Raw genomic sequence first — 7,590 nt, 5'->3', positions numbered from 1 at the left:
GTGCTATGCCAAATGCCCGGAGTTTTTCCCGGCCTTCTTCGGTTATCCAGTCGGTGGTCCAGGCTGGCGTCAGCACGCGGTTGATCTGCGGATCGCGAATGCCGGCTGCGTGCAGGGCCTCAACGATCAGCTCTTCGATCAGTTCGGTGGCAGGGCAGCCGGAGTAGGTGGGTGTGACATCCACTGTAAGATGTTTTCCGTCCCAGCTCAGGCCGCGCAAAATACCCAGTTCTACCACACTGACCGCCGGCACTTCCGGGTCTTTGACGTTCGCCAGGATTTCCCAGATGGCGTCTTCTGTCAGCCGTTCCGGGTGTGCGTTAGCCGGCACCCGGTCGCTGGCAATCAAAACGTCTACGGACGAAGGTTCGTGTTCATTCACCGGAGGTGCTCCCTTTAACAGGCGGAATTACCAGGTGGTCGCATCCGGGTAGGCGCGAGGCAAAAACTGCATTTCTGCCAGAATGTGCCCCAGATGCTCGGTGTGCTCCCCGCGCTTCCCGCCCATGTACATCCAGGCGTCTTCTTCGCCGGTTGTGAGGGTGGCCTGGGCCGCAACTTCACGCACCATGCCAAACCAGTCCTGCTTCAACTGCTCAGGGTCCGGGCCGATGCCGGCCTTGAACATGGCGTGGTCGGTGTCGTCCGGAGTCACCAGCTCACCGGTGAAGCGCCACAGCAGGTTAAAGGCATCTTGAATGCGGCGATGGCTTTCCTCGGTGCCGTCGCCCATGCGTTTGACCCACTCCGAAGAGCGACGCAGGTGATACGTGGCTTCTTTAACGGCTTTAGCCGCGATGTTGGCAATGCGTTCGTCGCTGGCGTTCACCAGGCTTTTCAGCGTGAAGTAGTGCCACACATCGAAGAAAAACTGACGCGCCATGGTGACGGCGTAGTCTTCATTCGGCTGCTCGACCATCAGCAGGTTGCGATACTCGTGGGTATCCCGCAGAAAAACCAGCTTGTCTGCGTCGCGACCGTCGTCCATCAATTCGGCGGCGTATTCGTGCCAGTTGCGAGCCTGGCCGATCAGGTCGAGCGCCACGTTTGTCGACGCCAACTCTTCTTCCAGAGCCGGTGCTTTGCCAACCAGTTCGCTCAGGCGCTGGGCCAGAATCATTCCGGAATCCGCCAGGCGGAGCAGGTATTCCTGTAACGCGTGTTGCTGTGTCATGGTTTGCTCCTCACATGTGCCCGACTTCGTCAGGTAGCTTGTAGAACGAAGCGTGCCGGTAAACCTTGTCTTCGGAGGGATCAAACAGGATCTCTTTCTCGTCCGAAGCAGAGGCCGTTATGGTGTCAGACGGGACAACCCAAATGCTGACACCTTCGCTGCGGCGGGTGTAAAGCTCGCGGGCATTTTCCATCGCCATTTCGTTATCGGCGGCGTGCACACTGCCTACGTGTTTGTGGTTAAGTCCGTGCTTACTGCGCACGAAGACTTCGTAAAGGCGCCATTCAGCCATGATTGTTTCTCCTGTTTACGCGGCTTCGGCAGCGCGATGTTTTTGTTTCGCGGCGTAGGCAACGGCGGCTTCCCGTACCCAGGCACCCTCATCAATGGCTTTGCGACGTGTGGCGATACGCTCGTGGTTGCACGGGCCGTTGCCGTTCAACACGTCGTAGAACTCTTTCCAGTTGATGGCGCCAAAGTCGTAATGACCGGTTTCTTCGTTCCACTTCAAATCCGGATCGGGCACAGTGCAGCCGAGGAATTCGAGCTGTGGAATGGTTTGATCGATAAACATCTGGCGCAGCTCGTCGTTACTCTTGCGCTTGATCTTCCACACCATGGACTGCTGGGAGTTGGGGGATTCATCGTCGTGCGGGCCGAACATCATCAGCGACGGCCACCACAGGCGGTTGATGGCATCCTGTACCATGTCTTTCTGCGCTTGCGTGCCTTCACGCATCAGATCCAACAGGATCTGATAGCCCTGACGCTGGTGGAAGCTCTCTTCCTTACAGATACGCACCATGGCGCGGGAATAGGGGCCATAGGAGGTACGCTGCAGCACCACCTGGTTCACAATGGCGGCGCCGTCAACCAGCCAGCCAACCGCACCCATATCAGCCCAGTTCAGGGTCGGGTAGTTGAAAATGCTGGAATACTTGGCTTTGCCGTCGTGCAGTTTCTGGATTTCATCGTCGCGGTCAGCGCCCAGGGTTTCCATGGCGCTGTACAGGTACAGGCCGTGGCCCGCTTCGTCCTGAATTTTCGCCATCAGCTGTAGCTTGCGCTTCAGCGTAGGCGCGCGAGTAACCCAGTTGCCTTCCGGCAGCATGCCAACAATTTCCGAGTGGGCATGTTGGGAGATCTGGCGTACCAACGTTTTGCGATAGGCATCTGGCATCCAGTTCTTGGCTTCAATTTTGGTTTCGGCGTCTACTTTTTCCTGGAAGTCTCGCTCTTCGGGAGACATCTCTTCCAGGGTTTTGAGGCGCTTTGTACCTGTATCAACCATCTGTGCGTACATAACTCTCTCCGAATCTGACTTATTTGGGTCTGCTGAAGTTGGGCAGCAGTGCGCCGTGACGGATCATAGGCGATATCTTCATCTGTATTTTCATACTATATGATACTGAATAAATATCAAGTCATCTAATTCTGTATCATGTCTGCTTCATTCGGCTGCTCTGACGGCAGGCATCACTCCTTGCGCCGGTCGAATACGCGCTTGGCCTTGCCCTCAGAGCGGTTCATGGTTCCCGCGTCCTGAACGTGCACACTGGTGCTGATGCCGATGAAGGATTTGATGTGGTGCGCGAGTTCTTTGGCGGCATTTTCCTTGGCGCTTGCGCCCTCGGCACCCACCTTCAATTCAACCCGCACATCCACACAATCCAGATTGCCTTTCTTGTACACCTCAATTTCGTAGTGAGGTGCCAGAGCGCGGCATTTCAGTACCTGCTCTTCAATCTGGGTGGGGAATACGTTTACACCACGGATAATCAGCATGTCGTCGCTGCGACCGGTGATTTTGTCGATGCGACGCATAGGGCGAGCCGTACCGGGCAGCAGACGGGTAAGATCGCGGGTGCGGTAACGCAACACCGGCATGGCGACTTTGGTGAGAGACGTGAACACCAGTTCGCCGTACTCGCCGTCGGGCAGTACTTCACCGGTTTCCGGATTGACGATTTCCGGGTAGAAATGGTCTTCCCAGATGGTCGGACCGTCTTTGGTTTCTAAGCATTCCATACCAACGCCTGGCCCCATCACTTCGGACAGGCCGTAGATGTCCAAGGCTTCAATGCCCAGGCGATCTTCCAGTTCCGTGCGCATTTCGTTGGTCCAGGGCTCGGCACCGAAGATGCCCAGCCGCAGGGGCGCTTTCTTGGGGTCCACGCCCTGGCGATCCATCTCATCCGCAAGGTTCAGCATGTACGAAGGCGTCACCATGATGATGTCGGGCTCAAAATCCTTGATCAGCTGAACCTGTTTTTCGGTTTGCCCGCCCGACATGGGAATGACCGTGCAGCCGAGACGCTCGGCGCCATAGTGGGCACCAAGGCCCCCGGTGAACAAGCCATAACCGTAGGCAACATGAATCTTGTCCCCGGCGTGGCCGCCGCCGGCGCGAATGGAGCGGGCAACAATGTCGGCCCAGGTTTCAATGTCGCTCTGGGTGTAGCCTACAACGGTGGGTTTGCCGGTGGTGCCGCTGGAGGCATGTACCCGAACGACTTTTCTCATGGGTACCGCAAACATGTTGAACGGATAGTTTGCTCGCAGGTCGTCTTTCCCGGTGAACGGAATCCTGGCGATGTCGGCCAGGCTGTTGATGTCCATGGGCTTCAGGCCAATGGCGTCAAATGCGTTGCGGTAATGGGGCACGTTTGTATAGGCATGCCAAACGCTCCAGCGCAGACGTTGCAACTGCTCGTGGCGAAGTTCGTCCACACTGGCCGTTTCCATCCGGTCCAGTTTTCCGATCTTTTGCATAGGTAGATCCATGATGTTTCCCGTCTTGTTCTTGTTGGCCTGACTGGCTGCCGGGTCAACGATTGTTCGTGTTACGCGCCCCGAGTGATCGGGGCAGGCATATCATTCGGCGTTGTCGACGCGCTCGATAATCAGCGCAATGCCCTGGCCTACACCGATGCACATGGTGCACAGGGCATAACGTGCGTTTTGGCCCTGCTGGTGGCGGCGTTCCAGCTCGTTCAAGGCTGTGGTAACAAGGCGTGCACCGCTCATGCCCAGCGGGTGGCCAAGGGCTATGGCTCCGCCGTTCGGGTTTACGTGTTCGGCGTCATCGGGCAGGCCCAGGTCACGCAGCACGGCCAGTGCCTGAGCAGCGAAGGCTTCGTTTAGCTCGATCCCGTCCATATCGGCCAGTTCAAGGCCCGCCGTTTTCAATACCTTACGGGTGGCGGGCGCCGGGCCCATGCCCATAATGCGTGGCTCAACGCCGGCGGTGGCCATGGCAACAACCCGGGCCCGAGGCTTGAGATTGTGTAGTTTCAGAGCATCGCCGCTGGCCAACAGCAGGGCGCAGGCGCCGTCGTTTACGCCGGACGCATTGCCAGCGGTAACGCTGCCGCCATCCCGGAAGGGTGTTCCCAGGCTGGCGAGCTTTTCCAGGCTGGTTTCCCGGGGGTGTTCGTCGGTATCCACAACGAGCGGGTCCTGCTTGCGGCGAGGAACGCTGACCGGCACGATTTCATTGTTGAAGCGTCCCGCTTTCTGAGCGGCCGCCGTGCGCTGTTGGCTGCGCAGGGCGAAGGCGTCCTGGTCTTCCCGGCTAATGCCAAAATCAGCCGCCACGTTCTCGGCGGTTTCCGGCATGGAATCTATGCCGTACTGTTTCTTCAAGAGCGGGTTCACGAAACGCCAGCCAATGGTGGTGTCGAACATCTCCGCTTTGCGACTGAAGGCGGAATCGGCCTTGCCCATCACGAAAGGTGCGCGCGACATGGACTCCACGCCGCCGGCCAACATCAGGCCAGCCTCGCCTGTGCGCAGTGCGCGGGCGGCACTGCCAATAGCGTCCATACCGGAACCGCACAGGCGGTTGATCGTGGCGCCCGGCACATCAATCGGCAAACCGGCCAGCAGCAATGACATACGAGCAACGTCGCGGTTATCTTCGCCGGCCTGGTTGGCGCAGCCGTAAAGCACGTCGTCGATGGCGGCCCAGTCCAGTTCGCTGTGGCGGTCTTTCAGCGCTTTCATGGGAATAGCGCCCAGATCGTCAGCGCGCACGGTTGCAAGAGAACCGCCGTAGCGGCCAATCGGTGTGCGTACAGCGTCTACTATGTAGGCATCTTGCAGGCGTTTTTCGTTACTCATTGATCATTCTCCAACTGGATGACTTCGCCGCGTACCTGGTAGGACTTGCCGCGAAACAGGGCGATTACATGGCCGTTCTGATTCGTGATGGTGGTGTCGTAAACGCCGGTGCGATTGCCACGGGACTGCTCAACCGCATTGGCGGTAAGCACATCGCCGTCACGGGCACCGAGCATGTAATCGATGGTACAGCCTGATGCCACTGTCGCTTTATTGTAGCTGTTACAGGCAAAGGCAAACGCCGAATCGGCCAGGGTGAACAGGTAGCCACCGTGGCAGGAGCCGTGCCCCTGAATCATGATGCTGGTGACCGGCATGGTGACGGTCGCTTTACCCGGGGATACGTGAGTAATCTTCATGCCGAGGTTGCGGCTGGCTTCATCCCGCTCGTACATGGCTTCGGCGCAGTCTTGCGCCAGCTTTTGCGCATCGGGTGCGTGGTGCTCGTTGCTCATGAGTAGAACCCCTTTTCGGCGAACCGGTTTTTGCGCAGCAACAACGCCGGCCGGTAACGGTCTTCGCCATAACTTTGCTGAATGTGTGTGAGTACGGTATGCACAAGGCTGAACCCGAGATCGTCGCTCCAGCGCAGCGGGCCTTCGGGATAATTCAGGCCGGCTTTCATAGCCAGATCGATATCGCCCATGGACGCCACGCCGTGCAAGGCCGCGTCTGCGGCTTCGTTGACCAGGGTGGCGACGGTGCGCATAACCACCAGGCCGGGCCGGTCGGCTATATGGCTCACCGCCATACCGGCTTTTTGCAGCAGGGCACAGGCGTCATTGACAGCCTGTGATGATGCTTGATCGGCTGCGGCCATTGCGAGGCGCCCGGCTTTGTCGTAATCAAACGCCAGGTCCAGCAGAACCAAATTGTTGCAGGCATCAGCAGCGGCGCGTTCGGTGGCCATACGGCCATCGGTCAGCGCCAGTACCGCCTCGCCAAAACGCAGCCGGCCAGGGCCATCCCGCTCGATAACCTTGAGACCACTTGCGCTTAAACGCGTTACCAGAGCTGCCAGCGGGCCGGGGTTGCCTTCCACAATCAATGTGTCTGCATCGCAGCTCATGAGCCCGGCAGTTGCAGGCTCCGGCTTCTGCGCGCCTTCGGCGTAGCTGTAAAACCCCTGGCCGCTTTTGCGCCCCAAATGGCCGGCGTCGACCAGTTCTTTCTGAACGAGAGAGGGCAAAAAGCGGGTGTCTTGATAGTAGGCGTTAAAAACCGAGCAGGTGACGGCGTAGTTGACGTCGTGGCCGATAAGGTCGGTCAGCTCGAAAGGCCCCATGCGAAAGCTGCCAGCTTCGCGCAAAACGGCATCGAGCGTCACGCTGTCTGTTGCCTGTTCCTGCAGCAGGCGCAGGCTTTCGGCGTAAAAAGGCCGAGCTACCCGGTTAACAATAAAGCCGGGCGTCGACGTGGCGATAACGGGTTTCTTGCCCCACTGAGCGGCAGTGGCGTAGACGCTTTGGGCAATCTCATTGGCAGTGGCCAACCCTTTGATGACTTCGACCAAGGCCATGAGCGGCGCAGGGTTAAAAAAGTGCATGCCTACCAGGCGCTCTGGGTGCTTCATGTTCGCACCCAGGGCCGTCACGGATATGGACGACGTATTTGTGGCCAGAATGGTTTGCTCGCCGCACACGTCCTCAAGGTTGGCCAGCAGGCTACGTTTGATCTCGAGATCTTCCACGATGGCTTCGATCACCAGGCCGGCGCCTGCCAGTTCGCTGAGTTCGCTAATCGGTTTGATGCGATCCAGAAGGGAGTCCAGCGCGGACTGCTCCATCTTTCCCTTATCAACCCGGCGCTGCAGCTGTTTGGCGATGCTTTGGCGGCCGGCTTCGGCGGCACCTTCGCGCTGATCGAGCAGAAAAACCCGGTGGCCTGCCTGTGCGGCTACCTGGGCAATGCCTGCGCCCATGGCGCCGGCGCCGATAACGGCAACGGGCATGTCGGTGGCAAGTGGTTGCATGGCTTACTTCCCCTTGAATTCGGGTGCGCGTTTAGCCATAAAGGCGGCGACGCCCTCACGGTAATCTTCGGTGCGGCCAGCCAGGCGCTGCAGATCCCGCTCTACCAATACCTGTTCTTCAAAGCTGTTGTCGGCGCTTGCGTGCAGGGCTCGCTTGATCATTCCCAGGCCCTTGGTGGGTTGGGTCGCGAAATGGCGGGCCAGTTTCATGGCTTCATCCTGCAGGGCATCGTCTTCAACGCACTGCCAGATCATGCCCCATTGCTCCGCCTTCTCGGCGCTCAGCTTGTCACCCAATAAGGCCCTGTCTCTTATACACATC

The 7,590-nt window shown here is 58.6% G+C and carries 9 protein-coding genes; all 9 read right to left on the bottom strand.

Annotated elements, in window-relative coordinates; genetic code table 11:
- Window positions 1-382: iron-sulfur cluster assembly protein (locus tag ENI00_RS11395; RefSeq protein ID WP_414674250.1), on the bottom strand; the 382-nt coding region annotated here is incomplete at its 3' end.
- A gap of 27 nt (window positions 383-409) precedes the next feature.
- Window positions 410-1,174, bottom strand: coding sequence for a 1,2-phenylacetyl-CoA epoxidase subunit PaaC (paaC, locus tag ENI00_RS11390; protein WP_304102228.1), 765 nt, complete (start codon window positions 1,172-1,174; stop codon window positions 410-412).
- A 10-nt stretch (window positions 1,175-1,184) separates the two neighbouring features.
- Window positions 1,185-1,466: a 1,2-phenylacetyl-CoA epoxidase subunit PaaB gene (paaB, locus tag ENI00_RS11385; RefSeq protein WP_304102225.1), complete on the bottom strand. Its 282-nt coding sequence runs from the start codon at window positions 1,464-1,466 to the stop codon at window positions 1,185-1,187.
- A gap of 15 nt (window positions 1,467-1,481) precedes the next feature.
- Window positions 1,482-2,477 carry a 1,2-phenylacetyl-CoA epoxidase subunit PaaA gene (gene paaA, locus ENI00_RS11380; RefSeq protein WP_304102222.1) on the bottom strand — a complete coding sequence of 332 codons (996 nt, stop codon included), beginning with the start codon at window positions 2,475-2,477 and terminating at the stop codon, window positions 1,482-1,484.
- Between the two features lie 173 nt (window positions 2,478-2,650).
- Window positions 2,651-3,958, bottom strand: a complete 1,308-nt coding sequence (gene paaK / locus ENI00_RS11375) for a phenylacetate--CoA ligase PaaK (RefSeq protein WP_304102220.1) — start codon at window positions 3,956-3,958, stop codon at window positions 2,651-2,653.
- 90 nt (window positions 3,959-4,048) lie between these two features.
- On the bottom strand, window positions 4,049-5,296 hold the full coding sequence (gene pcaF / locus ENI00_RS11370; protein ID WP_304102218.1) for a 3-oxoadipyl-CoA thiolase: 1,248 nt from the start codon (window positions 5,294-5,296) through the stop codon (window positions 4,049-4,051).
- Complete coding sequence (paaI, locus tag ENI00_RS11365; RefSeq protein WP_304102215.1) at window positions 5,293-5,751, bottom strand: hydroxyphenylacetyl-CoA thioesterase PaaI; 459 nt, start codon at window positions 5,749-5,751, stop codon at window positions 5,293-5,295. Before paaI ends, pcaF begins: the two co-directional genes overlap by 4 nt.
- Window positions 5,748-7,268: a 3-hydroxyacyl-CoA dehydrogenase PaaH gene (gene paaH / locus ENI00_RS11360; RefSeq protein ID WP_304102213.1), complete on the bottom strand. Its 1,521-nt coding sequence runs from the start codon at window positions 7,266-7,268 to the stop codon at window positions 5,748-5,750. The genes paaI and paaH overlap by 4 nt, the downstream gene beginning before the upstream one ends.
- Window positions 7,269-7,271: 3 nt before the next feature.
- A partial coding sequence (locus tag ENI00_RS11355) for an enoyl-CoA hydratase-related protein (RefSeq protein ID WP_304102211.1) occupies window positions 7,272-7,590 on the bottom strand: 319 nt, incomplete at its 5' end.

Source organism: Marinobacter antarcticus, assembly GCF_011049865.1.
GTDB classification, from domain to species: domain Bacteria; phylum Pseudomonadota; class Gammaproteobacteria; order Pseudomonadales; family Oleiphilaceae; genus Marinobacter; species Marinobacter antarcticus_A.
Note: the sequence above shows the minus strand (reverse complement) of the source record. Positions and strands in the feature narration are given on the sequence as shown.

Coding starts and splice junctions, on each gene's coding strand:
- paaA (WP_304102222.1), bottom strand. CDS start 2,477: ATGTACGCACAGATGGTTGATACAGGTACAAAGCGCCTCAAAACCCTG.
- paaH (WP_304102213.1), bottom strand. CDS start 7,268: ATGCAACCACTTGCCACCGACATGCCCGTTGCCGTTATCGGCGCCGGC.
- pcaF (WP_304102218.1), bottom strand. CDS start 5,296: ATGAGTAACGAAAAACGCCTGCAAGATGCCTACATAGTAGACGCTGTA.
- paaB (WP_304102225.1), bottom strand. CDS start 1,466: ATGGCTGAATGGCGCCTTTACGAAGTCTTCGTGCGCAGTAAGCACGGA.
- paaK (WP_304102220.1), bottom strand. CDS start 3,958: ATGGATCTACCTATGCAAAAGATCGGAAAACTGGACCGGATGGAAACG.
- paaI (WP_304102215.1), bottom strand. CDS start 5,751: ATGAGCAACGAGCACCACGCACCCGATGCGCAAAAGCTGGCGCAAGAC.
- paaC (WP_304102228.1), bottom strand. CDS start 1,174: ATGACACAGCAACACGCGTTACAGGAATACCTGCTCCGCCTGGCGGAT.